The organism is Rhodococcus sp. A14 (genome assembly GCF_011603105.1).
Taxonomy (GTDB): domain Bacteria; phylum Actinomycetota; class Actinomycetes; order Mycobacteriales; family Mycobacteriaceae; genus Rhodococcus_F; species Rhodococcus_F opacus.
Genome location: NZ_JAAOQS010000057.1, coordinates 1 through 23,790, shown reverse-complemented (window position 1 = coordinate 23,790; position 23,790 = coordinate 1). Strand labels below are relative to the sequence as shown.

The window sequence follows — 23,790 nt, the reverse complement described above, 5'->3', positions numbered from 1 at the left end:
TTGGATGCTTCCACGGAGTTCTTCTTTCAGGTCTGCTCGCGAAACTGGTGCCCCTTCTGGTGGCGCCTGGGCACTTCAGCGGGTGATGAGGCCCCAGATATTCTCGCAACCTGCTTCGAGAGCGGCGGTAGTCAAGGTGTCGTCCCAGTAGTGGACGGATCCGAATTCCGAGCGCCACGCCAGGGCGGGTTTGGTGAATTCGTGCAGCCTGTGCTCGCGGGTGGTGCCGATCGCACCGTGCACCTGGTGTGCGTTACGGACGACGACCGATGCCGCGTGTCCAGCACACGACCGGGCGACGGCAATGAGGAGTTCGAGGTTCTCACTCGACCACTGTGTGCGGACCGCTTCCGTCAGTGCTGCTTCGGTCGCTGTTCGGGCGAGGGAAGCTTCGGCTGCCATGTCAGCCACCAGGTTCTGCACGGATTGAAACCTGGCCAGTGGGCGTCCGAATTGCACTCGTTCGGTGGTGTGGGCGACGGAGAGATCGAGGATGCGGTCGAGGGCGGCACACACCTGCAGCGCTCGGATGAGGGCGCCCCGCAGAAAGAGTTGTCGGATCACCGAGTCCGACACTGCGGTGCCCGACAATGCGATCGTGTCCGCGGAAACGACGTCGCGGGGTTCGTCGGCGAGGTTGGACCCGGAGGTGATGTCGAAGAAGGTTGACTCGAGGTCGGCGACGACGTACGTGTCGTTCTTCCGCCAGACCGTGACGATCTTGTCTGCCTGGGACGCCCACGGCACGCCGCGGGCGACGCCTTTCTCGTCGAGTACGCATGCGGTGAGGCGCGCATCGTCCATCGGTAGGCCGGCCTCTTCGAGGAGCCAACCGGCGAGCAGGTCGTGTTCGGCGAGAGGAATCCGGACCCCGTGCGATGCCGCGGCGCGCAAGAGTTCCGCGGCCTCGTACCAGCCTGCGCCGCTGCCGCCGGTCTCTTCGCGGCCGGTCAGCCGGACAAGACCCAGTTCGTCGAGTTGTGCCCACAGGGAGGGATCGCACGTGGCCATACCGTTCTCGGGCCCGTTCCGTTCCCGGTGAGCGGAAAAGACCGCGGACATCATGTCGGTGAGGTCCGCGTCGACCGTGGTTGGTGCGTACATCAGCGCATCCCCAATCCCCGCGCGATCACGCCGCGCAGAACTTCGTTGGTGCCGCCCCGCAGAGTAAATCCCGGGCGTTGGACGATGGCGTCCTCGAGCATCGAGGCGTAACCAGTAGCCGAAGATTCATCGGTGAGGAGGTCGGCGAAGTCGGCTATGTCGCCTTCGGTGGACGTCCCGAGGACCTTGACCACGGCTGCGGCGGTGTCGGCGGGCTCGTGGCGCTCGAGTGCGCCCGCCACTGCGGTCGACATCTGGTGCAGACCGGCGATCCGTCCGAAATACCGGCCCAGATTCGAATGCCGCGGCAAGGTTCCCTGCTTCATCTGTTCGGCGGTCTTCGCGAGCAGGACGAACGTCGACAGGAATCGCTCCGGGCCGCTGCGTTCGAAGCTGAGTTCCGAGGTGACCTGCTGCCACCCGTTGTCGATGGTGCCGAAGACCATCTCGTCCTCGACGAGGACCTCGTCGAGGAGGACCTCGTTGAAGTGGTGCTGCCCGTTCATCGACACGATCGGCCGGATGTCGACTCCGGGGGCGTGCAGATCGACGATGAACTGGCTGAGGCCATCGTGTCGATGTGCCGGATCGAGTTGGGCGGTGCGGGCAAGGCAGATGAACGCGTCAGCGCGATGAGCACCGGAGGTCCAGACCTTCACTCCGGTAATGGACCACCCTCCGTCCACTCGGGTGGCCTTTGTGCGCACACTTGCCAAGTCGGACCCCGAATCCGGCTCGCTCATACCGATACCGAAATAGCATTCTCCGCGCGTGATCGCCGGCAAGAACTTGTGCTTCTGGACCTCGGTGCCGTACTTCAGCAGCGACGGGACGATCTGCCGGTCGGCGATCCAGTGGGCGGCGACGGGGGCGCCAGCGGCGAGCAACTCTTCGGTGACGACGAACCGTTCGAGGTGGCGGCGACCGTGGCCGCCGTACTCGGCCGGCACGGTCATGCCGAGCCATCCGCGGGCGGCCAATGCACGTGTGAAGTCTTCGTCCCAGCCGGTCAACCAGGAGTCGACCTGTCGGCCGATCTTGCCTTCACTGAGTTGCTCGGCAAGAAACTCACGGACTTCGGTCCGCAAGTCGTCCATGGCGTGTGGGTCACTGGAGACCGGGGGCACCAGTCTGAGGTTGGTCATGATGTTTCTTTCATTCAGGAGGAGGTGGCCTGAGGCGAGGTCGCCGTCACGACGGATGCATCGGCCAGCGCATGGACGCGGTCGGCGGAGTAACCGAGATCTTCGAGGATCGTGAAGGTGTCCTCACCGAGCAAGGGAGCGTGTCGGCTGAACGAAATCGGTGTGCGCGACATCGCGAACGGAGTGCGGGTGGCGTAATACTCGCCTTCGGTGGGGTGTTCAAGCTTGGTGATCAATCCCTGGTCCAGGACGTAGGCGTTCTCGTGTGCGTGGGCGAGATCGAGTAGGTCGGACGCGGGAATTCCCTGTGTCTGACACAAGTCCAACTATTCCCGCGTGGTCCGGCTCGGGACGGCCTCACGGATCGCCGAGAGAAGTTCGCCCATGTGGGTGTGGCGGTCGTTCACCGAGGCGTAGCGGGGTTGTTCACCAGATCGGCGCGGCCGGCGATGATGAAGAAGTCGTTCCAGTTCTTCGCCGAGTACGGCATCGACCATCGGCACGTCGACCTCCTGGCCGAGGCCGTACGGTTCTTCTCCATCGCGGCGACGAGGACGGCGATGACGATGTAGCGCCCGACGACCTTGTCGGCGATGACGTATGCGGCATAACGACTCTTTCGCTGTGACAGGAAGCACTTCAAGGACTATGTCAGTCGGAGCAGTTTTCCGCAATATAGGAGTCGATTACAGATATAAGTAAGATAGAGTGGTGGTGACCGCTCGGATGGAGCAGTGCCCGTAGGGAGAATGTGCCGTGATGCAACCAGAGGACGCCCTCAATGTTCGAGGCCGCAGTCGCCATCGAACCGTGGACCGCATTGCTGCGATTCTCGAGCTCGTAGCCCGATCCCGCACCGGACTCACCTTGAGTGGGATGGCCAAAGAGCTCGACGCGCCGATTAGTTCGACGCAAGGTCTCGTCAACGGCCTCGTTGCGACGGGTTATCTCGAGGAGCACGAGCGACGGTACTCGCTCGGCAGTGCCCCGTATCTACTCAACCGCCTCGCTGGGCGGCAGCCCGTCTCGACGGTCACGCACGCCGACCTCGAAGACGTCCACGCGAGTTCCGGCTTGACGACCGTGCTGTCGATCGCCGTCGGTCCGAACATCTTCTACGTCGACTACTGCTCTTCCGACCCACGGTTCGCGTACCTCGCCGAGAACTACGTGAGGCGATCGCTCATCCGAACCTCCGGCGGCTGGATACTGCTTGCCGGGATGGAGAAGCGTGACCTCTGGGCGTACATCCAGACTCTGCCCGACGAGGATCGCGACACTGTCGAGCGGTTCTTCGCTGCCCTACCGGAGATCGAACAGACCGGAATCTGCGCCTCCCCCAACGAGTCGACCGACGGCGACGGTGTCTCGGTCGCGGTTCGTGAGAACGGCAAGACCGTCGCCGCCGTCGGTGTCATCGCACCACACACCGTGATCACGAAGGAGCGCGACAGGCTGGTCGCGCTCTTGGAGCAAGGTGCCCGGAGTTGGTCCGATCGCAGCGTACGGCCGTAATGCAGCCGACCCGGGGCACCGTGGTCAGCCGGCGAACTGCTTGCCGAGGAATTCGACGACGGCACCGTGCAGTTCAGCGCTGCGTGGAATGGCACCGGTCATCCAGTACACGGCATGGACAAGGCCTTCATACAGTTCGACCTGCACGGGGACGCCCTGGTCGGCCAACCTCCGGCCGTAGTCCACGCCCTCGTCCCGAGTGACCTCGTATTCGTTGAGCAACAGCAGAGTGGAGGGAAGCCCCGACAGATCCGCGGCCTTGGCCGGGGAGGCGTACGGATTCTCGGCGTCTTCCGGGGTGGCCAGGTACTGCTCCCAGAACCAGTCGATGGCTGCCGTGGTGACCAAGTACCCCTCGGCGTTCTCCTCGCGCGACGGGAATCGTGCCGTGCCGTCGATGACCGGATAGATCAATACCTGAGCGCGCAGTGCCGGGGCGCCGGTGTCGCGTGCCCGGAGGGCTGTGACCGCGGCCAGGTTGCCTCCGGCGCTGTCACCCATGACGGCTACGCGCGTGCCGTCGCCACCGAAGTCGGCTGCGTGCTCGACGACCCAGTTCAGTCCGGCGAACGCATCTTCGGGTGCGGCAGGAAACTTGTGCTCGGGAGCCAGCCGGTAACTCAGTGCAGCCACGACGACTTTCGCATCGGCGGCGAGCGCGCGACATGGCTGCTCGGTGACGTCGAGGCTGCCGGCGACCCAGCCACCGCCGTGGATGTACACCACGATCGGCAGAGGTGTTTCGGACTCCGGGATGTAGAGACGCACTGCCTGGTCGCCACCGGGGCCGGGGTAGACCGTGTCGACGACACGAGCGACGTCCGCCTTCGGTGCCTGGAGGCCGCTGAAGGACTCGACGACCTCACGGACTTCAGCAATGCTCATCTGCTCGAACGACTTCAGTCCCTGCTCGTTCAAAGTGTCTATCAAATTCTTGACCGCAGGATCGAGTGCCATGGTGTTCTCCTTCATGTCATGAGCAAGTCTGTTCAGCCGGCAGGTGGAGCCACACTATGGGTGCGTTCGGCGCGGGGAGTGTCCGAAAATCACACACGCATCCGCGCCCCCGGTGTCACAGGCGTGTGTTTCACAATCGGACACGCCGACGCCCTGCGGTTCTAGTTTGATTCGGAGTGATCAACAGACGGCTGGAATTTCAGCGTCGCCGACAGAGAGGAACGGCAGTGAACGCGATTGCAGCGATCGAAGGAAGCGGTGACCATCGGATCCTGGTGTTGCACGGCTGGGCGCTGGACAGCAGCGTATGGCTCACCGCCCGAGCCCGGACGGATCAGTCCCGCTTCACCTACGCGTACCTCGACTTTCCGGGATACGGGGTCAACCGGCCCGAAGCACCGGCCGACGGAATCGACGGGATGGCCGCGGTCGCCCTCGACGCCGCCGATCAGCTCGGATGGTCGACCTTTTCCGTTCTCGGACATTCGATGGGGGGCACCACAGCGCTTCGGGTGGCGACCCTCGCACCTGAACGCGTGACCTCGGTCGTCGCACTGACGCCCGTCTCCCCGGCAGGTACCCCTCTCGACGAAGCGACCTACGGTTCCTTCGCCGGGGCCTGGGCAGACCCGGGTGCAGCCATCCGTGGCGCACTGGCACCACACATCGACGAGACAGATCTGAAGAACCTCGTCGACCGCAACCGCTCGACGATGGACCAGGCAACCTGGGAGTCCTACCTGAAGAACTGGACCAGTCCCGACTTCCTCGACCGGATGGGCACCTACGAAGGGCCTACCACCCTGATCGTGGGTGAGAGCGACCCGTTCGTTACCGCCGACTACCTCGGGGACACGTTGGCGGCCTTGAAGAACGGGAACCTGAAGACCGTTCAGGGCAAAGCCGGGCACTACCCCATGGTGGAGAACGCTCCGGAGACGGTGGCGTTGTCGGAGCAATCTCTGTACTGATCTGACCGGGAACGCAATCCGGGTTCCGACATGCCACGTTCGAATCACGAATCCAGGGAGGATTCTCACCATGTTGAATCACGTTGTGACATTCAAATGGAAGCAGGACATCAGTGACGAGCACATTGAGTCCTTTCACGAAGCTCTGAGCGCAGTCTCGGAGAAGATTCCGGAGGTCGTGGAATACCGTTACGGAAGGGATCTGGCCCTCAAGCCCGGCAGCGGCGACTACGCAATCTCCGCGACCTTCGAAGACGTTCCCGACTTTCGCACATACCTGGCGCATCCCGATCATGTGCGCCTCGTCCAGGAATTCATCTCGGTGATGGCCGAATCGTATTCGTCCGTTCAGATCGAATTCGCCTCGCGATAGGCGCGACCGGACCGTCGAACGACGGTCCGGTCGACAGTGTCGCTCGTTTCCGAAAGTTGTGATCCAGTGGTGAGTGTCGAACACAGCGGGCAGGCCCCGTCACGTGGTGCCCTGAGCCGTCCCGTCTCTGTGCGTGACGACGCGGCTGCGTGGGTGGAGGCGTGGCCGGATGCCCGAATACTTCGCGTGAACGGTCGCGGTCAGGTCCGGCTTGTCGACAGACAACTGATGCTGGAACCGGCCGTCGACCTCTACTCCGAGCCTCCCGCGCGCGCCGTGCTGCTCGGCGTCTGTGGCACGGTTCACGAGTGGGCGGTGCGGGACGAGTTCCTCGCTGACAATTCCTCTGCGGGAACCTTGGTCGAGCTCGGTGACCTGCGCTCACACGGAGCACTCCTCGATGCTGCTGACGCCGACCGGTATGTCACAGCGTTGGCATTGCTGACGTGGCAGGACGACGCCCATTTCTGCGCGCGGGATGGGGCGCCGACAACGATCACCTCGGGTGGTTGGATGCGCGTGTGCACGGCGTGCGGCCGGGAGGAATATCCGCGTACCGATCCCGCGATCATTTGTCTGGTGCACGACGGGGCAGACCGAGTACTGCTGGCGCGTCAGGCGAACTGGCCGGCACGGAACTTCTCGACGCTGGCGGGCTTCGTCGAGGCGGGCGAGTCTCTGGAAAGCTGTGTGGCACGGGAAGTTGCGGAGGAGGTCGGTCTCGTCGTCTCCGACGTGGTCTACGTCGGAAGTCAGCCCTGGCCCTTCCCGCGCTCCCTCATGCTCGGATTCCATGCCACGGCCGATCCCCGAGACGAGCTCGTCTTCATGGATGGCGAGATCGGCGAAGCTCTCTGGTGCACCCGCGCAGAGGTACGGGAGGCTCTGGCTGCAGGGGATTGGACGAGCTCGGCGGATGCGGACGTGTTGTTGCCCGGCGCAGTCTCGATTGCGAGGCGCATGCTCGAGGCCTGGGCGCGAGCCGGTGATTGACGCTCTGTCTCGATCGGCACGGTCCCGTCATCGACTGGCGCTACTGCGGAAGGAACCGGCTTCCGTCGATTCCCAGGGCGCGCATTTTGCGGTAGAGGGTGGAGCGAGCTACCCCCAGGCGTTGCGCAGCCAGTAGTTTGTTGCCGTCGGTCTCGACGAGTGCCCTGAGTAACGCGTCACGCTCCGCCAATTCGAGTGAGGTCGAGGCATTTCGGCGGCGTAGATCACCGTCGCGGTATCCGTCGGGCAGATGCTGCACTCCGATGTCGGAGCCCATCGACCGCAGGAGCGAGGACGCCAGAACCGATTCGAGCTCTCTGACATTTCCCGGCCAGTCCCGCGCGACCAGCAGTTGCAAAGCAGTGGGTTGCAGTCGCAAGCCGGTGCGGTCCGGGGAGTGCTTACGTAGTAGGGCGATACTGATGTCGGCGATATCTTCCGACCGATGTCGCAGTGGATCGATCTCTATGCGGCGCATGAAGTGATCGCACAGTCGTCCGGCGGGGCCTTGACGGATCCCTTCGCCGGCGGTGGCAATGATGTGAGCGCGATTGTCGACGGCCTCGCTGAGGATCGCGCAGACGTTGGAGACCAGTTGTTCCGGCAGGAGATCGAGATGCCGGATGATGAGGGCTCCGTCGACCTTGTTCCAATTGACCAGTCCGGCAATCCACGCGTCGGGGTCGACGGAGGCGGTACCAGCGTCGAACACGGTGAAATGGCCGTCGGCATCCTGCATCCGGTGGAGGGCGCTCGCGGCAAAGAACTTGCCGGCGCCGGGTTCTCCGGTGACGAGCACAGGTGCGTCGATTGCGGCGAGTCGCTCGAGTTCGGTCTGCAGTCGCTTCGTTGACAAACTGCGGCCGGGAATCTTGACAGTCTCCGTGCGTCTTTCGACGGGGGACGCCGACGCCAATTGACGGGCGGGCGACTTCTTCGTATCGCGGGGATGTGGCCGCATCTCGATGACGATGCCCGCCGGCGTTCGGGAGTCTCCGACTCTACGTGCAGTTGCGGAAACCGTGACGTTGTCGGCGAGTCTGACTTCCCCGATGAACTCGTCGCGGCCGGCCAGCATTCGGCATGCCCAATCCCACAAGAGCGCCTGGTCGGACGTGTCGATGATCTGCGCGGCCATCGGAGTGGTCATGATGACATCTTGATTCAAGGACACCACTGCAGAGGAGCCGCGTCGAGAGGCCTGCAGGAAGGACTGGAGAAGCAGTTGCTCGCGATCGGAGGACTCGGCGTAGAGGCGCGACTGAATTTCGCGAACGGCTGATTGCGCCAGGGCACCCATCAGCGCGTTGGAGTCCGACAGGTTGGAGGTGATGTCGAGGATCCCCTCCACGGTGCGGGTGATCGGATGGATGATAGGAACACCGACGCACGCCAGGCTCTGCAGCGCCTCACGGAAGTGCTCACCACCGCTGACTTGGAACGGTCGTCGCTCCTCCAACGCGGTGCCGATCCCGTTGGTGCCGGTGTCCTCCTCGGCATAGCGGAAACCGGGTGCCACGTAGGCGCGGTCCAAACGCGCTCGCAACCCTGCGTCGCCCGCCCTGCGGTCGACGATCTGAGCGGCGGAATCGGCCAGCAGGATGGTCGCGGGCGCGTCCTGCAGGTGTAGGACGAGGTTGTCGATCACGGGATCGGCGGCTCTCCTCAACCGGCTGTCACGATCCACGTCCGGCGTGTAGGGAAGGTCGCCATCGCCGGACGAGACGCCGATAACTTCACACCGCCGCCATGACGCCTCGATCTCGGGTCGGAGGGCGCTCAACTCCTGGCTCTCTCGTGATGGCGCTGATATCCAGAATCGTTCACGTTCATTCAATGGCTCGCGGCCCGCCTTGTCGATACTCATAGCCACCTTACATCACTGGTCAGGGGATTTTCCGAGCTGACCCTCCTTTCAATGTAACCTGGCTCACATCTTCGGGTGTGTCCCGTTTTGCTACAGTCCGCTCGTTGTACCGGACCTGGTGGGGATGACTGCAACGTTGTGGTTGCGCCCATCGGAGGCTGTGCTCGCCTGGTCTGTCGATGCGGGCTGACCTGTGATTTCCCGATGCTGTCGTCTGATGTCGGCTTTGTCGATCTTGCCCATTGCAGTCTTGGGGATCTCATCGACTCTCACGAAACGATCGGGCAGCCAGAATCGGGGGAGTGTTGTCGCCAGGAACGTCCGGAGCTCCTCGTCGGTCACGTCGGCGTCCAGCCGGAGCCACGCGAGGGGGCGTTCCTGCCATGTGTCGTCCGGTATGGCGATGACGGCGGCCTCCGAGACAGCAGGATGAAGCATGAGCGCATTCTCGAGGTCTACCGAGGAGATCCACTCCCCACCGCTCTTGACGAGGTCCTTTTCGCGGTCTTTGATCTGCAGGCCGGCATCTGGGTGAACGGTCGCCACATCGCCGGTGCGGAGCCAGCCGTCTCGAAAGCTGTCCGGCGTTCGTGGATCGTCCAGGTATTCCCGGGCGACCCACGGCGAACGTACTTCCAGTTCGCCGACGGTCTGACCATCCCAGTGTTGTGGTGAGCCGGATTCGTCCACGACGCGGAGCTCGAACAACGGCAGTGGCCTGCCCTGCATCGAGCCGCCGGGGGAGAACGTGCCCATCGGAGATGTCTCGGTCATTCCCCATCCATTTACGACGCGGGCGCCTTGCTCAGCCCACCACCGCGCCAGCGCGACCGGCGGCACCTGCCCTCCGAGCCACATCGTCTTCAGCTCCGAGAGGTCGTAGCCGCAGTTACGGCGTAGGTGCTCGTCGCGCATGAGGGCGGCGACCGTCGGCGAGCCGACGAAGGTGTCGGGCCGTTCGCCATGGATCAAGTCCAGGAACCGCTCGGGTGTGGGGTGCGGTCCGGGCAGCACCAGACGTGCGCCCTGGAGCGCCGCCGCGTAGGGGACACCCCAGCCGTTGACGTGCGACATCTGGGTGGCGAGCAGGTAGGCCCGCTCTGCGTCGATCTCGACTCCGCCCTTGGTGCTGATCGCCATGGCGTGGAGCACGATGCTCCGGTGGCTGTAGACGACGCCCTTGGGCAACCCGGTCGTGCCCGAGGTGAAGCAGATCGACGCCGCAGTGTTTTCGTCGACCTCCTGGAAGGACCCGTGGGTGGATGCACCTGAAACGAACTGATCATAGGGAATGACCTGGTCGAAGCCATCGATCGCACCGGGTTCGCCCACAACGACGAGGTGACGAACCGTGGGAATCCGACCACGCATCGCCTCTACCGACGGGAGGAGATCCTCGTCGACGATCAGAACCTCATCTGAAACATGGTTGATCGTATAGGCCATGTGTTCGACCGGCATGCGGTGATTTACCGTGTGCAGGACGGCCCCGAGCGCTGGGACCGCGAAGTATGCCGCCAGGTGCTGACGGGTATTCCACGCCATGGTTGCGATTCGGGACCCGCGTTTCACGCCGATCGATGCGAGCGCACCGGCCAGATCCCTCACGTCGGAGACCAGGTCCCGGTACGTGAAACTGCGAACCCCGTCCGAAGTCCAGGCCGTGTTGATCCGAGCGCCATTCACGTTCTCGGCGCGCCACAGCAGCCTCGCCACCGACAATTGACTACTCATCATCAGCCCATCCACCGGTCCTACCGCCTTTCATCAGATCGCTCCAAGTCGGGTCCTCGATGGATGCCAACTCTGCGACCACGTAATAGGCCGATCCTGTACCCCCCGTCAGGCACAAGGTGTCCTATAACGAGTCATCCCTTGCCTCAACGTGGTGTTGCATTTTCGGACATTCGTTTGATCACTCAGCCGACAACAGTGGTGGAAACCGCGGGTTTGAAATGCCGAGCCCGAAACGACTCCAAATCTAAAGGGGCACAACCATGACCGAATACACGCTGCGAACCATTGTCGACGGCTACTCGTACCTCGAGGGCCCCCGCTGGCATGACGGACGTCTCTGGTTTGCGGACTTCTACACCCACACCGTGAATGCCGTGAACGCCGACGGCAGCATCGAACTGGTCGCGACGGTCCCGCACCAACCCTCTGGGCTCGGTTGGCTGCCGGACGGGCGGTTGCTGATCGTGTCGATGAAGGACCGCAAGGTGCTGCGTCAAGAGTCGGACGGCACACTCGTCGAGCATGCCGACATCCGCGACCTATGCGGTGGCCACGCCAACGACATGGTCGTCGACGCCCAGGGAAGGGCCTACGTGGGCAACTTCGGATTCGACCTCATGGGTGGGGCGCCACACGAGCACACAACTGTCGTCCTCGTCGACACCGACGGAAGCGCCTCGATCGTCGCCGACGGACTGTCATTCCCCAACGGCATGGTCATCACTCCCGATGGTTCAACCCTGCTGGTCAACGAATTGTTCGGCAATCGGATCTCGGCATTCGACATCCACCCGGACGGCACGCTCGGCGAGCGAATCGAATGGGCCGGCTACGGAGATCTCGGTGCCGAGCCCGACGTCGGCACACGACTCGAGGCCGCCACGATCGTGCCCGACGGTCTGACCCTGGACGCCGAAGGCGCCGTGTGGATTGCCGATGCCGGGAACAACCGAGCGGTGCGGATCGCCAAGGGCGGCGAAATCCTCGACGAGGTCAGCACCGCACCCGACGGGGTGTTCGCCGTCGCGCTCGGCGGCGACGACGGGCGCACCCTGTTCTTGTGCGTCGCACCGAATTTCGACGAGACCGAACGCACCGCAACCCGGCTGGGGCGCATGCTCGCCACCGAAGTGGACGTACCACACGCCGGACGCCCCTGACCCTCCGGATCCCGCGGCGGAACCGTCTCCCACAGCGGGTCCGGCGTTGATCTCACATTTCAACTGACCAAGGAGCCCCGGGGTGTTCACTACCTCCTTCACACGGATCTTCGACGTGGAGCATCCCGTCGTCTGTGGCGGCATGACTGCGGTCGGCACTGCCGACCTCATCGCCGCCGTCGCAAACGCGGGTGCTCTCGGATTCCTCTCCGCTCTCTCCCAGCCGACACCCGAAGCCTTGGCCGAGGAGATCGCAAGATGTCGGTCCATGACCGACCGACCCTTCGGTGTCAACCTGACGATCCTGCCAACCCTCAAACCTGTTCCCTACGAGGACTACCGCGCTGCCATCATCGACTCCGGCGTGGGCATCGTCGAAACGGCGGGTAGCAACCCCGCTCCCCATCTGCACGCCTTCGCCGCCGCCGGCATCAAGGTAATCCACAAGGCCGTCTCCGTGCGCCACGCGCTGAAGGCGGAGAAGCTTGGAGTCGACGCGGTCAGCATCGACGGGTTCGAATGTGCAGGCCATCCCGGAAACGACGACGTTCCCGGTCTCGTCCTGATCCCTGCCGCCACCCGCAAACTGTCGATCCCCGTCATCGCCAGCGGCGGATTCGCCGACGGTGCCGGCCTGGCGGCGGCTCTGGCATTGGGGGCCAGCGCAATCAACATGGGAACCAGATTCGTCGCCAGCACAGAGGCGACAGTCCATGAGAACGTCAAACGCCAGATCACCGTCAACGACGAACGATCCACGCAACTGGTGTTCCGAGAGTTCAACAACACCGCCCGCGTCGCCCGCAACTCCATCTCGGAGAGAATTTCCGAGATCTCCGCGCTTCCGAACGCAACATTCGACGACGTCGCCGATCTGGCCTCCGGGGTGCGCGGTCGCCAGAAGGTTCTGGCCGGCGGTGACGTGGATGCCGGCTTGTGGTGGGCCGGGCAATCACAGGGACTGATCGACGAGATCCTCACCTGCGAGGAGATCGTGACCAGCACGGTCAACCAAGCCCATGATCTGATCGTGAACAGACTTCCCCAACTTACGGGTGCCATCCGATGATCCGCACCGTGGATGCCGAGTACGAGACGATCGCCCTCGAGCTGCGCGACGGCGTGCTCATCGTGACGCTGAATCGACCGGAGTCGCTCAACGCCTTCACCATCATCATGGCTGATGAGCTCGAGCACCTCTTCCGGGCCGTCAATGAGGACGACGACGTCAACGCCGTGGTGGTGACCGGCTCGGGCCGTGCCTTTTGCGCCGGTATGGATCTCACGACCGACGGCAACGTGTTCGGTCTCGACGAGACATTGGAGCCGACCCTCCACGATATGGGGGACTTGCAGGACCCGGTCATTGCCCGCGGCGTCCGCGACACCGGCGGTCGGGTCACCCTTGCGGTGTTCGACTGCCTCAAACCCGTGATCGCCGCCGTCAACGGCCCAGCCGTGGGCATCGGAGCCACCCTGACGTTGTCCACGGACGCCCGACTCGCCTCCACAGCAGCACGATTCGGGTTTGTCTTCGGCCGCCTCGGGATCACACCCGAAGCAGCCTCGACCTGGTTCCTGACGAGGATCGTCGGACTCGACACCGCGCTCGACCTCGTGTACTCCGCCGACATCCTCGACGCGGCCGACGCGGCCGACATCGGCCTGGTTCGCTCGGTCCACTCGCCGGACGAACTTCTCGATGCCGCGCTTGCACTGGCACATCGCTTCACTCGCGGTCGGTCGCGTGTCGCGACCGCCCTGACCCGGCAGATGATGTACCGCAACGCGCTTCTCGATCACCCCGCCGAGGCTCACCGCATCGACTCACTCGCCATGTTCTACACCAGTATCGGAGATGGAAGAGAAGGTGTCCAAGCATTCCGAGAGAAGAGGAAGCCCCAGTTCAAGGGACGCGTATCCACCGACCTTCCTGACTTCTACACCGACTGGATAGAGCGGTAGCGCCGCTGAGACAAAGGCTGTGATGTCGCTCGCGGAATACGGGTAGAACCATTCATCGTCACGGCCTACCGGCCAACGAAATCCCAGCAGTGTCGACGAGCCCACGGGTGGCCGATCAGCTGTGACCGGGGTAGTTCCGCAGTGCCGATGGCCGCGCGAACCCGGTGTGTCTCTCTCCTTTCGTCCGCCTGGTGCATGTGCCCGATCGCCGCAGGGGTGAGGACTTCGCCGCGGCCTTGGCCACCGCGGTCGGCGACCTGCCGCCGATCGCGCGGCGCACCTTGACCTGGGATCAGGGCAGCGAGACGGCTCGCCACTGATCTTCTTGCCCACCTCATTGACGAAGGCATCTATGTCGCCGACCCGGAAGTCTGTCGCAACGCGGTACCAACGAGAACACGAACGGCTTGGTTCGCCAGTACTTTCCCAAGAGCACCGACTTGCGCACCTACGCCATCGACGACCTGCGACGGGTCTAGGACCTTCTCAACAATCGGCCGCGCAAGAGCTTGCACTGGGCCACACCGGCAACGGCTTTCGCCGCTCGACTGCCACAATGATTGCGCAAGCGTTGCGACGGCCACTCGAATCCGCCCGGTCGTCTTCAGTGACCAGATTTGATCCACCCGATGTCTCGGTCATGTCGATCGCAGCGAGCATCTCGCCACTGCATAACCTCGGCCAGGGCTGTTCTGCCCCTCACTGGTGAGGTGGGCAAGTACGGTGCCACGAGGTCGGCGTGGATGCCGGCACAGGAGCTGAGTTCCATGCTCTACGTGCAGAGTTGGGCAGAAGTGTCCGGATTCGCTCCAGGCACTGTTCCGGTCAAAAGATGTTGCTGTAGTTGCATGGTGGATGCCGTCCGATGAATTGGCCGTTCGCCACGCGAGGCGTGCGTGCACGTGCCTGGCGCCCTTCGGGTGTCTGGTGGATCGATATCGGACAGTCCCAGGTTCTCGAACGGCCCTAGCGTATGTGATGTCGGTCATACGAACGGGCCGGACTGGCACATATCGATCTGCTCCTCGGCGCGGGTCCCGGGCATTTCACTCAAGGAGGCAACATGGCCACGATATCGATCGATCCAAGGGAACTCGACGAGACGAGCGGCGTCTTGGACGTCCTCGTCGTCGGAGGCGGCTTCGCGGGTCTGTATCAACTCGATCAACTTCGTTCACGCGGATTTTCGGTGAAGGTTGTCGAAGCCGGTGACTCGCTGGGGGGCATCTGGTACTGGAATTGCTACCCGGGTGCTCGAACCGACAGCACCGGACAGATCTATCAGTACTCACGCGAGGACCTGTGGAAGGACTGGAGTTACGATGAGCTCTACCCGTCGTGGTCCGGTGTGCGCGACTATTTTGCATACGTCGACCGCAAGCTCGATCTGTCTCGAGACATCATCTTCAGTACGCGGGTGACGTCTGCGGACTTCGACGGCGAGCGGAACCAATGGACAGTGCGTACCTCCACGGGCCGGATGCTGCGTGCCAGGTCTGTGGTGATCTGCACTGGATTCGGTGCCAAGCCGTACATTCCCAGCATCAACGGGCTCAACAGCTTTGCAGGTGATTCTCACCATACCGCGTTGTGGCCCCAAGAAGGTCTGGACATGGCCGGCAAACGTGTGGGGATCATCGGCACCGGGTCGAGTGGCGTTCAGGTCACCCAGGAGGCCGCCGCGGACGCCGAACAGATCACAATCTTCCAGCGGACGCCGAACCTTGCGCTGCCGATGCGGCAGCAACAGTTGACAGGCCAGCTCAAGGAGAAGCTGAAGGAAAACCTTCCCGAGCGATTCGCCCAGCGCCGGAGGTCGTTTGCCGGATTCGACATGGACTTCATCCCGAAGAGCGTGTTCGAAGTCTCGGACGAGGAGCGGGCTGACACTTACGAACGAATGTGGGCCACAGGCGGTTTCGAGCTGTGGCTCGCCAACTATCAAGACATCTTGCTCGATGAACGCGCGAACCGCACCATGTACGACTTCTGGCGCAACAAGGTCCATCAGCGCGTCACCGATCCGGTCAAGGCTGAGAAGCTTGCCCCGATGGATCCGCCCCATCCGTTCGGGACGAAGCGACCCTCGCTGGAGCAGAACTTCTATGATGTGGTGAACCAGGAGAACGTCGACATCGTCGACGTCAACGAGGATCCGATCGAGCGGATCACCCCGGCGGGTGTCCAGACCAAGTCCGGTCTGCGCGAGTTCGACATCCTGGTCTTTGCCACAGGTTTCGACGCGAACCGAGGTGGCATCACGTCGATCGATATCCGAGGCACCAATGATCAACTGTTGAGCCACAAGTGGTCCGAGCGGCTCGATACCTTCATGGGACTCACCACTGCGGGATTCCCCAACCTGATGTTCGTGTACGGCCCGCAGAGCCCAGCCGGATTCTGCAACGGGCCCACATGCGCGGAGGTACAGGGAGAGATCGTTGTCGACTTCCTGACCCACGTTCGCGACGGCGGATACCAGCGGTTCGAGACCAGCGAGGACGCAGAGCAATCATGGACGGCGCACGTGGAGGAAGTCTTCCACATGTCGCTCTTTCCGCGGGCCAAGTCTTGGTATCACGGGGCAAACATTCCCGGTAAACCGAGCCAGATGCTCAACTACTCTGGCGGCCTTCCTTCCTACTTCGACCACTGGGAGGAAAACGTCGCGGCCGGGTACAAGGCATTCACACTGTCCTGATGACGTGCGCGAACGGCGGACAGGTCGACCAACAGCGGATCGCGCGGAAATCGTCAGGCGCAGGGTCCGGCGGCCCTCACATCCTGCCAAATGAGTTCCGATGATGGCGGTCGTCGCGGCATCCGACCTGCTCGCCCTCGACGCGCGCGAGCCGCGGGCATGACGACCGTCCGGCGTCCGCTCGTCGACAATGGCCCCAAAGCGGCGCAACTGCCGTTAGAACTTGTGTATGCCGAGCTCGATCGGCGCGGCTCCGACGTAGAGTCTCACCTGTCCGAGCTACTTGACGAGTTCCGCACCGGAGACGGAGTGAATCTGATCCGTGAGTCGGTCCGGATGGTGATGCAGGAACTGATCGAAACCGAAGCCACCGAACAGATCGGCGCCGGCCGCTGTGAACGCACCGAGGCCCGCACGACCGAACGCAACGGGTCCGAGGCTTCCTCGCTTCGCTGAAGAAACGCGACTTGTCCGGTGTCCGACTGATCATCAGCGATCAGCACGCCGGTCTGGTCGCCGCCCTGCGGCGCCCGCCACTGCCGCCTCCACGTGGGACGAGGTCCGATATCCCTTCGGGCCGTTCCGGCACGGCAAGAATCCGGCACGGTTCACGGTGTTGTGACCACCACGCCCCCGAACGGACCCCTCAACCATGACCGGAAGCGTCCAGAACGAGGAAGGACAGACAGCGCGGTGGCCGCTGATGCTCAATCATCTATGAAAATCTGCACCGTACGATCACACGGTGTGGTGGTCGACGACCGGTAATACGTGACTTCGGACGAGTTCCTTATCGCGTCCCGGCGATCTACTGCTCTGACCCCGGACCGCCGGTCCGGGGTCAGAGCAGTAGATGGAAGATGTCGAAGGCAACGTTCCATTCGGCGGTGCCGGGGTTCTTGCGGTCCGGCTCGACCGTGACAAAGGTATGCGCCAGCGCCACGCTCAAGCCTCCGGCGATCAGCGGCAGTCGCTGCTCGGTCTCCTCGGAGAGGGCCACGTCCAACGGTGGGCGGGCCGTCAGTTGGTCGAGCAGAGGTTGAAGTTCGATCTCCTCGTCCAGTTTTTCGAACCGGTGGATGCTCTCCTGCAGCCCCTTGGTGATCGGCAGGTCCCACGGTTCGATCACGTCCCGCAGGTTGGCCTTGGCCGAGGCTTTGCCGATGAGGATCATGTCGTAGATCTTGTCGTCGATGAAATCCGTATAGCGCTTGAGGTCGTTCCGGTCGACCTGCAGTCCAGCCGCTGCCCGGAAGAACCGCTGAAATTTCACGGTGCCCATCACTGGCATGTCGTCAGCTCCTCTCGAAGTATTCATGGATTTGGCGAACCGCCATCGCTCCTTCACCGACAGCGGATGCGACCCGTTTCACCGAGCCGCGGCGGACGTCGCCCGCCGCGAACAGGCCGGGCCGGCTGGTTTCGAGCGTCCTCGACAACCCGGCGCCGATCCGCCGGTCGCCGTCTCCTCGAGCGCGAGCCGCGTCCACGCCCGTGAGGACGAAGCCGTGGTCGTCGAGTGCGATCGTGTCGGCCAGCCACCCGGTGTGCGGCGTCGCCCCGATGAAGACGAACAGGGCGTGCACCCGGATCGTGTCCTGGTCGCCGGTGCGGTTGTCCTCGACCACGATTTCCTCGAGGTATTTCTCGCCGTGGACCATACGAATCTCGGTGTTCCGGTGCACGGTGACGCGCGGGTGGTGCTCGATCTGGTCGACCAGGTATCGGGACATGCTCTTTCCGAGGTCGTCGCCGCGGATGAACAGGTGGACGTGGGAGACATGGTCGGCGAGGAAGACGGTGGCCTGGCCGGCGGAGTTTCCGCCGCCGACGATGGCCACCGGGTCGGTGCCGCACATCCGCGCTTCCTGATGGGTCGCGGCGTAGTACACGCTTGTTCCCTCCAGTGCCTCGATCCCCGGAACTGCCAACTTGCGGTATCGCGCCCCGGTGGCGAGCACGACGGCCCGGCCGCGGACCGCGCCGCCGTCCGCCAGCCGGAGCACGTGGTGCCCGTCCTCGGATCCCAAACCGGTCACCTCGGCGGACACCAGGATGCGGGCGCCGAACTTGCCGGCCTGGATCACCGCGCGCTCGGCCAATTCGGCGCCGGAGATCCCTGCGGGGAAGCCCAGGTAGTTCTCGATCCGGGAGGAGGTACTGGCTTGGCCGCCGGCGGCGATCGACTCCAGCGTCACCGTGTTCAACCCGTCCGAGGCGCCGTACACGGACGCGGCCAGACCGGCCGGTCCGGCACCCACCACGACGAGGTCGCACACGTCCTGGGCTGCGTCCGGGACCGAGTCCGGGACCGGAAGCCCGACGATGCGGGCGAGTTCGGCGTTCGTCGGATTGCGCAGCACCTTCTCGCCGTGCCAGATCACGACGGGAGTGTCCTCGGGGGCGATGTCCAGGCTGCGCAGCAGCTGCTCCGCCCGTTCGTCCTGCTCCAGATCGATCCACCTGTGCGGCAGTCGGTTTCGCATGGCGAACTCCCGAAGCCGCAACGTGTCCGGGGAATAGCAGGAGCCGATGATCCGGAACCCGGATCCGAGTCCGATCAGCAGGTGCCGGCGCACCAGGTAGGCGCGCAGGATCAGATCGCTGAGCACGAGATCGTGGGCAACTAGTTCGCGCACCCGCGCGGCCGGGACGACGAGCATCTCGCCGTCCTCGATCGCCTCGGCGGTGAAGAACGCCACCTGGCCTTCCAGCAGTCCGAGCTCGCCCAGGAATCGGCCGGGACCGTGCACGCGCAGTATCCGGCGTTCGCCGTCCACGTCGCCCTCGTCGATGATCGCGACCTTGCCGGAGAGGATGACGAAGAAGTCGTGGCTGGGCGCGCCCTCACGGATCAGCACCTCGCCGGCGCGAACCGATCGACGCGTGCCACCGACCTCGAGCGTTGCGACCTGGTCGTCCGTCAGCCGCGGGAATGCTCCGACCGCATCCGGAGTCTCGTCGTCGACCGGCGGAATGTCGCCGACGGGTGTGGCGTCTTCAGACGAAGTTCTGGTCGACATAACACCAGCGCCAATCTTCACCGGGCTCCATCGACTGGACGATCGGATGGCCGATGGCGTGAGCGTGCGCGCTCGCGTGCTTGCCCGGCGAAGAGTCGCAGCAACCGACGTGTCCGCACGTCAGGCACAGCCTCAGATGCACCCACGGGGTGCCGAGGCGAAGACATTCCTCGCAACCCTGCGGGGTCCGGGGCACCACGGCCCGGATCGCGGTCACGTGTGGGTCCGCATGGACAAAGGTCATGACTTCGCCTCCTTGCCTGCATTTTCCGAGAGTGCCTGATCGAGCCACGTGCGCAGCTGGGGTACCGGAGCTGCGCCCGCCTGCCGAGCGAGGACCTCACCCCGGTCCATCACCAGCAGAGTCGGCACGGCGCGGACGGTGAACCGTTCGGCCGTCTGGGGAGCAACATCTACGTCGACCTTGACCAGCTTGATCTGACCTGCGCGTTCTGTGGCGAGCTGCTCGAGCGCCGGGCTGACCATGCGGCACGGGCCGCACCACGTCGCCCAGAGATCGACGAGCACAGGCACCGAGGACTTCTCGGCGACCTCCGCGAAGTCGCCGTCCCCTGCCGAGGCGATCCAGGGCAGCGGCTCGTGACAGTTCCCGCAGCGCGGTTTTCCTTCCCCGGCCGCCGGCACCTTGTTGATCTTGCCGCAGTTCGGACACTTCACCTTGTCGGATCCCATGACGACACCTCTTCTCAGGCCGCCGCGACGGCGGGTTCCGCATACGCGACGGCGAGCTCGCCGCCGTCCACCGTGACACCGATGGTGCCACCCGGTTCGATTTCGCCTCGCAACAGCGCACGACCGATCTTGGTCTCCACCTCGTGGGCGATGTATCGCCGCAGCGGCCGCGCACCGTAGACCGGGTCGAAACCGTGTTCGGCGATGAGCCGGCGTGCTTCCGGCGTGATATCCAGGTGTATCTGGCGCTCCGACAACCTGTTCCGAAGGTCGGTGAGTTGCAGCTCGACGATGTGCTCGATCTGGGGCAGCGTGAGCGGGGTGAACAACACGATGTCGTCGACCCGGTTGAGGAACTCGGGACGGAAGTGCCCGCGCAGCTCCGCCAGCACCCGCTCCCGGGCGTCCGGCTTGATCTCGCCGTCGGCTGTGACTCCGTCGAGGAGATGCTGGGATCCGATGTTGGAGGTCATGATGATCACCGTGTTCCGGAAATCGACCTGCCTGCCTTGAGAATCGGTGATCCGGCCGTCATCGAGCACCTGCAGCAGAGTATTGAAGACGTCGGCGTGGGCCTTCTCGATCTCGTCGAAGAGCACCACGGAGTACGGCTTGCGGCGTACCGCCTCGGTGAGCTGGCCGCCCTCGTCGTACCCGACGTACCCGGGGGGCGCACCGATGAGCCTGCTCACCGTGTGCCGCTCCTGGTACTCGCTCATGTCCAGGCGCACCATGTTGTCTTCGCTGTCGAAGAGGGCACTGGCCAGCGTCTTTGCGAGCTCGGTCTTTCCCACGCCCGTCGGGCCCAGGAAGATGAACGAACCGATCGGCCGGCGCGGATCACGGATACCGGACCTCGCCCGGATCACCGCGTCTGCGACCAGTTGCACGGCCTCGTCCTGACCGACGACCCTCTCGTGCAGAATCTCGTCGAGCTTCAACAGCTTCTCCCGCTCGCCTTCCTGCAGCCGGGCGACCGGGATACCCGTCCATGCGGCCACGATCTCTGCGATCTCGTCTTCGGTGACCACTTCACGCAGCAACGGATTCTGTCCCTGCCTGCTGGCCAGTTGCTCCTCCGCCGCCTCGAGCCTGCGTTCCAACTCGGTGATCTCGCCGTATCGCAACTCGGCGGCCCGATTGAGGTCGTAGTTGCGCTCCGCCTCCTCGGCCTCGTGGCGCAATCGTTCCAGCTCTCCCCGCAGTTCCTGCACCCGCCGGATCGCCTGCCGCTCCGCCTCCCACTGAGCGTGCCGGGCGTCGGCCTCGGCCCGTAGATCGGCCAGCTCCTTACGCAGCTCCTCGAGGCGCGTCTTGCTGGCCGCGTCCGTTTCCTTGGACAGCGCGGCCTCTTCGATCTCCAGCCGGGTCACCTTCCGGGTGAGCTCGTCGAGTTCGGCGGGCATCGAATCGATTTCGGTGCGTAGCCGGGCACACGCCTCGTCCACCAGATCGATCGCTTTGTCCGGAAGGAAGCGGTCGGTGATGTACCGGTGCGAGAGGGTCACGGCGGCCACCAGTGCGCCGTCCTGAATCTTCACGCCGTGAAACACCTCGAGGCGTTCTCGAAGTCCGCGCAGAATCGAGATCGCATCCTCGGCGCTGGGCTCGTCGACGAGAACGGTCTGGAAGCGACGCTCCAGTGCGGCATCGGATTCGATGTGCTTGCGATACTCGTCGAGAGTGGTGGCACCGATCATGTGCAGTTCGCCGCGGGCGAGCATCGGCTTGAGCATGTTGCCGGCGTCGAGAGACCCCTCGCCGCCGACTGATCCCGCACCGACCACCGTGTGTAACTCGTCGACGAACAACAGGATGTGCCCCTCGGCCGCCTTTACCTCGGACAGCACCGCCTGCAGTCGCTCCTCGAACTCGCCGCGGTACTTCGCGCCGGCCACCAGGGAACCCATGTCGAGCGAGAAGATCGTCTTGTCGCGCAGGCCCTCGGGCACGTCGCCGCGGACGATCCGCTGGGCGAGGCCCTCGACGATCGCGGTCTTACCGACGCCGGGGTCGCCGATCAGCACCGGATTGTTCTTCGTCTTCCGGCTCAGGATCTGCGTTACCCTGCGGATCTCGGCATCTCGGCCGATGACCGGATCGAGTTTGCCTGCCCGCCCCTCGGAGACGAGGTCGCGTCCGTACTTCTCCAGAGCCTCGTACGCCCCCTCCGGGGTCGCCGAGGTGACGCGTTGATTGCCGCGCACTTTCGTCAGCGCCGTGAGGAAGGCCTCTCGTGTGACCCCATGACTGGCGAGGACCCGCCCCGCCGCACTGGCCGACCCCTCCTCGGAGAGGGCCATCACGAGATGCTCCACCGACACGTAGGAATCCTTGAGTCGCTTCGCCTCCCGCTCCGCGGCGTCGAGCAGCTTGGCCAAACGCTGGGTGATCATCACCTGACCGGGCGTCGCGCCGGGGCCGCTGACCTTCGGCCTGCGCGACAGTTCACGTTCCAGGTCGGATCGCAGGGCATCGACGTTCGCGCCGGCCTGCTCGAGCAGTCGGGGGACCAACCCTTCCTGCTGATCGACCAACGCGAGCAGCAGGTGCTCTCCGTCGACCTCGGTGTGACCCATTCTGGTCGCGACGTTCTGGGCTTCCTGCAGGGCTTCTCGTGACTTTTCAGTCAGGCTGCCGGTGTCCATGGGGGTGTCCTCCTTCTGCGGGAAGCTGCTTCGAGTTTCTCGATTCGATCCAGCAGATCGAGCACGAGCCCGATTGCCGAGTAGTTCAGGCCCAGACCGGTCCGCAGCCGTTGGATGCGGGCGGCGTGGGCCACTTCGGACGGTTCGAACGACATCTCGCCGCCGGCGGCGCGGTGGGCGTCGAGCAGGCCGAGAGCCACAAGCTTTCGTGCCAGGTCGGGGTGCAGCCCGGTACGTTCGGCGAAGGCATCTGGCGACAATCCGGCACGGCGAACCAATACGTACTGGGTGACCGGGGTCGGGGTGCTCATGTCTCTTTCCTCGGATCGAAGTTCGATTCGGTGGCCAACTGCTCGAACAGCTCGCGTTCGCGTGCTGTCGGTTTCGGCGGCACCATCACCTTGATTTCGGCGTAGAGGTTGCCGTTGGCGCCCCGCGGATTGGGCATTCCCTCTCCGCGCAGGCGTAGCTTCCGTCCCGTCGACGAGCCCGGCACCACTTTGACTTTCGCCTCGCCACCCGGGGTGGGAATGACGACGGTCGACCCGAGGACCGCCTCCCATGGCGATACGGGCAGGTCGACGTAGATGTCCCGGCCCTGGACGCGGAACCGGGAATGCGGCTTGATCCGCACCACGAGGTACAGATCCCCGGGCGGCGCGTCACCGTTGCCCCGGCCGCCTTGCCCGGCCAGCCGGATTCGCTGGCCGTCCAGGACACCGGCCGGAATGTCGACGTCGTACTGCCGTCCGTCCAGTCTGAGAGTGCGTTTGCCGCCCCGATACGCCTCTTCCAGGGGCAGTTCCAGTTCCGCTTCCTGATCGGCGCCGGGAATCGGCCCGTACCCGCCACCGCCGCCGAACATCTGCCCGAAGAGGTCCTCGAAGTCGACGCCGCCCTCGCCACCGACACCGTGACCGAAGTGCACCCTTCTGCCC

At 64.1% G+C, this 23,790-nt stretch carries 23 protein-coding genes and 1 pseudogene; 11 read left to right on the top strand and 13 right to left on the bottom strand.

Annotated elements, in window-relative coordinates; genetic code table 11:
* Positions 1-75 precede the first annotated feature (75 nt).
* Genes G9373_RS26220 through G9373_RS46685 form a run of 3 tightly spaced genes read right to left on the bottom strand, consistent with a single transcriptional unit; the run spans position 76 to position 2,569 of the window.
* Positions 76-1,104, bottom strand: a complete 1,029-nt coding sequence (locus tag G9373_RS26220; protein ID WP_167117476.1) for an acyl-CoA dehydrogenase family protein — start codon at positions 1,102-1,104, stop codon at positions 76-78.
* Positions 1,104-2,249, bottom strand: coding sequence for an acyl-CoA dehydrogenase family protein (locus G9373_RS26215; protein ID WP_065492503.1), 1,146 nt, complete (start codon positions 2,247-2,249; stop codon positions 1,104-1,106). Before G9373_RS26215 ends, G9373_RS26220 begins: the two co-directional genes overlap by 1 nt.
* A 14-nt stretch (positions 2,250-2,263) precedes the next feature.
* Positions 2,264-2,569 (bottom strand): CoA transferase, encoded by a 306-nt coding sequence (locus G9373_RS46685; protein WP_240960731.1) that lies wholly within the window; start codon positions 2,567-2,569, stop codon positions 2,264-2,266.
* 102 nt (positions 2,570-2,671) lie between these two features.
* Between G9373_RS46685 and G9373_RS26205 the strand changes: the two genes are divergently transcribed.
* A complete protein-coding gene (locus G9373_RS26205; protein ID WP_167117450.1) occupies positions 2,672-2,821 on the top strand; it encodes a hypothetical protein in 150 nt (49 codons plus the stop codon).
* A 187-nt stretch (positions 2,822-3,008) separates the two neighbouring features.
* Positions 3,009-3,764 (top strand): helix-turn-helix domain-containing protein, encoded by a 756-nt coding sequence (locus tag G9373_RS26200; RefSeq protein WP_037203513.1) that lies wholly within the window; start codon positions 3,009-3,011, stop codon positions 3,762-3,764.
* Between the two features lie 24 nt (positions 3,765-3,788).
* Here G9373_RS26200 and G9373_RS26195 read toward each other — a convergent pair whose 3' ends face one another.
* Complete coding sequence (locus G9373_RS26195; RefSeq protein WP_007297063.1) at positions 3,789-4,721, bottom strand: alpha/beta hydrolase; 933 nt, start codon at positions 4,719-4,721, stop codon at positions 3,789-3,791.
* A gap of 227 nt (positions 4,722-4,948) precedes the next feature.
* On the opposite strand from G9373_RS26195, the gene G9373_RS26190 reads away from it, so the two are divergent.
* The 3 genes from G9373_RS26190 to nudC all read left to right on the top strand — a co-directional run bounded on the left by G9373_RS26190 (position 4,949) and on the right by nudC (position 7,058).
* A complete protein-coding gene (locus G9373_RS26190) occupies positions 4,949-5,692 on the top strand; it encodes an alpha/beta hydrolase (RefSeq protein ID WP_167117473.1) in 744 nt (247 codons plus the stop codon).
* 70 nt (positions 5,693-5,762) lie between these two features.
* A complete protein-coding gene (locus G9373_RS26185; RefSeq protein WP_005568216.1) occupies positions 5,763-6,065 on the top strand; it encodes a Dabb family protein in 303 nt (100 codons plus the stop codon).
* 66 nt (positions 6,066-6,131) lie between these two features.
* Positions 6,132-7,058 (top strand): NAD(+) diphosphatase, encoded by a 927-nt coding sequence (nudC, locus tag G9373_RS26180; RefSeq protein WP_167117470.1) that lies wholly within the window; start codon positions 6,132-6,134, stop codon positions 7,056-7,058.
* A gap of 40 nt (positions 7,059-7,098) precedes the next feature.
* Here the strand turns inward: nudC and G9373_RS26175 are convergent, their stop codons facing one another.
* Positions 7,099-8,745, bottom strand: coding sequence for a helix-turn-helix domain-containing protein (locus G9373_RS26175; protein WP_346842848.1), 1,647 nt, complete (start codon positions 8,743-8,745; stop codon positions 7,099-7,101).
* Positions 8,746-9,015: 270 nt separating this feature from the next.
* On the bottom strand, positions 9,016-10,662 hold the full coding sequence (locus tag G9373_RS26170) for a long-chain fatty acid--CoA ligase (RefSeq protein ID WP_054246223.1): 1,647 nt from the start codon (positions 10,660-10,662) through the stop codon (positions 9,016-9,018).
* A gap of 260 nt (positions 10,663-10,922) precedes the next feature.
* On the opposite strand from G9373_RS26170, the gene G9373_RS26165 reads away from it, so the two are divergent.
* From G9373_RS26165 to G9373_RS26140, 6 genes and pseudogenes are all read left to right on the top strand, one after another.
* A complete protein-coding gene (locus tag G9373_RS26165) occupies positions 10,923-11,822 on the top strand; it encodes an SMP-30/gluconolactonase/LRE family protein (RefSeq protein ID WP_005256223.1) in 900 nt (299 codons plus the stop codon).
* Positions 11,823-11,904: 82 nt separating this feature from the next.
* Entirely contained in the window at positions 11,905-12,891 is a 987-nt protein-coding gene (locus tag G9373_RS26160) for a nitronate monooxygenase family protein (RefSeq protein ID WP_167117464.1), read from the top strand.
* On the top strand, positions 12,888-13,787 hold the full coding sequence (locus G9373_RS26155; protein ID WP_133985571.1) for a crotonase/enoyl-CoA hydratase family protein: 900 nt from the start codon (positions 12,888-12,890) through the stop codon (positions 13,785-13,787). The genes G9373_RS26160 and G9373_RS26155 overlap by 4 nt, the downstream gene beginning before the upstream one ends.
* A 191-nt stretch (positions 13,788-13,978) precedes the next feature.
* Entirely contained in the window at positions 13,979-14,107 is a 129-nt protein-coding gene (locus G9373_RS26150; RefSeq protein ID WP_246859954.1) for an integrase, read from the top strand.
* Positions 14,108-14,850: 743 nt separating this feature from the next.
* Positions 14,851-16,488: an NAD(P)/FAD-dependent oxidoreductase gene (locus tag G9373_RS26145; protein ID WP_005568202.1), complete on the top strand. Its 1,638-nt coding sequence runs from the start codon at positions 14,851-14,853 to the stop codon at positions 16,486-16,488.
* A gap of 225 nt (positions 16,489-16,713) precedes the next feature.
* Positions 16,714-16,929: pseudogene (locus G9373_RS26140) on the top strand (transposase); the annotation flags it as partial.
* A 400-nt stretch (positions 16,930-17,329) separates the two neighbouring features.
* On the opposite strand, the gene G9373_RS26130 reads toward G9373_RS26140, so the two are convergent.
* The 7 genes from G9373_RS26130 to G9373_RS26100 all read right to left on the bottom strand — a co-directional run.
* On the bottom strand, positions 17,330-17,770 hold the full coding sequence (locus G9373_RS26130) for a DUF1931 family protein (protein ID WP_005259205.1): 441 nt from the start codon (positions 17,768-17,770) through the stop codon (positions 17,330-17,332).
* A gap of 13 nt (positions 17,771-17,783) precedes the next feature.
* Positions 17,784-19,511: an FAD-dependent oxidoreductase gene (locus G9373_RS26125; protein WP_167117461.1), complete on the bottom strand. Its 1,728-nt coding sequence runs from the start codon at positions 19,509-19,511 to the stop codon at positions 17,784-17,786.
* Positions 19,489-19,755, bottom strand: a complete 267-nt coding sequence (locus tag G9373_RS26120) for a UBP-type zinc finger domain-containing protein (protein ID WP_007297053.1) — start codon at positions 19,753-19,755, stop codon at positions 19,489-19,491. The genes G9373_RS26125 and G9373_RS26120 overlap by 23 nt, the downstream gene beginning before the upstream one ends.
* Complete coding sequence (gene trxA / locus G9373_RS26115; RefSeq protein ID WP_007297052.1) at positions 19,752-20,204, bottom strand: thioredoxin; 453 nt, start codon at positions 20,202-20,204, stop codon at positions 19,752-19,754. The genes G9373_RS26120 and trxA overlap by 4 nt, the downstream gene beginning before the upstream one ends.
* A gap of 14 nt (positions 20,205-20,218) precedes the next feature.
* Complete coding sequence (gene clpB, locus G9373_RS26110; RefSeq protein WP_167117458.1) at positions 20,219-22,852, bottom strand: ATP-dependent chaperone ClpB; 2,634 nt, start codon at positions 22,850-22,852, stop codon at positions 20,219-20,221.
* Entirely contained in the window at positions 22,834-23,163 is a 330-nt protein-coding gene (locus G9373_RS26105) for a chaperone modulator CbpM (RefSeq protein WP_005567551.1), read from the bottom strand. Before G9373_RS26105 ends, clpB begins: the two co-directional genes overlap by 19 nt.
* On the bottom strand, positions 23,160-23,790 hold a 631-nt coding region (locus G9373_RS26100), incomplete at its 5' end, for a DnaJ C-terminal domain-containing protein (protein ID WP_167117454.1). The genes G9373_RS26100 and G9373_RS26105, both read right to left, overlap by 4 nt.

Coding starts and splice junctions, on each gene's coding strand:
- G9373_RS26220 (WP_167117476.1), bottom strand. CDS start 1,104: ATGTACGCACCAACCACGGTCGACGCGGACCTCACCGACATGATGTCC.
- G9373_RS26215 (WP_065492503.1), bottom strand. CDS start 2,249: ATGACCAACCTCAGACTGGTGCCCCCGGTCTCCAGTGACCCACACGCC.
- G9373_RS26200 (WP_037203513.1), top strand. CDS start 3,009: ATGCAACCAGAGGACGCCCTCAATGTTCGAGGCCGCAGTCGCCATCGA.
- G9373_RS26195 (WP_007297063.1), bottom strand. CDS start 4,721: ATGGCACTCGATCCTGCGGTCAAGAATTTGATAGACACTTTGAACGAG.
- G9373_RS26185 (WP_005568216.1), top strand. CDS start 5,763: ATGTTGAATCACGTTGTGACATTCAAATGGAAGCAGGACATCAGTGAC.
- G9373_RS26170 (WP_054246223.1), bottom strand. CDS start 10,662: ATGATGAGTAGTCAATTGTCGGTGGCGAGGCTGCTGTGGCGCGCCGAG.
- G9373_RS26165 (WP_005256223.1), top strand. CDS start 10,923: ATGACCGAATACACGCTGCGAACCATTGTCGACGGCTACTCGTACCTC.
- G9373_RS26155 (WP_133985571.1), top strand. CDS start 12,888: ATGATCCGCACCGTGGATGCCGAGTACGAGACGATCGCCCTCGAGCTG.
- G9373_RS26145 (WP_005568202.1), top strand. CDS start 14,851: ATGGCCACGATATCGATCGATCCAAGGGAACTCGACGAGACGAGCGGC.
- G9373_RS26130 (WP_005259205.1), bottom strand. CDS start 17,770: ATGGGCACCGTGAAATTTCAGCGGTTCTTCCGGGCAGCGGCTGGACTG.
- G9373_RS26125 (WP_167117461.1), bottom strand. CDS start 19,511: ATGTCGACCAGAACTTCGTCTGAAGACGCCACACCCGTCGGCGACATT.
- G9373_RS26120 (WP_007297053.1), bottom strand. CDS start 19,755: ATGACCTTTGTCCATGCGGACCCACACGTGACCGCGATCCGGGCCGTG.
- trxA (WP_007297052.1), bottom strand. CDS start 20,204: ATGGGATCCGACAAGGTGAAGTGTCCGAACTGCGGCAAGATCAACAAG.
- clpB (WP_167117458.1), bottom strand. CDS start 22,852: ATGGACACCGGCAGCCTGACTGAAAAGTCACGAGAAGCCCTGCAGGAA.
- G9373_RS26105 (WP_005567551.1), bottom strand. CDS start 23,163: ATGAGCACCCCGACCCCGGTCACCCAGTACGTATTGGTTCGCCGTGCC.